We start from the raw sequence: 450 nt of genomic DNA, 5'->3' as shown, positions 1-450 counted from the left end.
ACTGCTACCAGCGTGTGGTCGTCGTCCACGTCCGCGCCTAACGGTATTTCAGATCTAATTGTCCAAATAGGTGGCTTCCTTCGGCCAACCGCTCGTGTCGATTGGCATCAGGAATTCGAATTCGTCGAGACGAACCTCAGCATCCACTCGGTAGACAGCGTCCTTTCCTATCAGAACGATCGTCGGCTCCATGTCCTCGTAATTGATTGCCCACCAGTACCCCTCGTGCACAGTTGCCGGATTGACCGCATAATTCTCGTCGAGCAGTTGCTCATAGGTAAGCTTTCCCTTCTGCGGCCAGGCCTTGGTGTCGATATGCTGAAGCAGATCGAATTCCCCAACGTGGTATGGCCAGTCATCCGTTAATCTGGTCACCTCATTGCCATGCACATAGACGATCTCGGGCTCGCCACTGTCGTCTGGATGAATGCTAATCGCCCACCAATAACC

The 450-nt window shown here is 53.3% G+C and carries 1 protein-coding gene; it reads right to left on the bottom strand.

From position 1 onward, the window contains the following. Positions 1-54: 54 nt before the first annotated feature. Positions 55-450 (bottom strand): hypothetical protein (locus EOA27_RS41380; protein ID WP_189562456.1); only part of this gene is annotated, 396 nt, incomplete at its 5' end.

Source organism: Mesorhizobium sp. M2A.F.Ca.ET.037.01.1.1 (assembly GCF_003998075.1).
In the GTDB taxonomy this organism is placed as follows: Bacteria; Pseudomonadota; Alphaproteobacteria; order Rhizobiales; family Rhizobiaceae; genus Mesorhizobium.
This window is presented reverse-complemented; position numbering and strand designations above follow the sequence as displayed.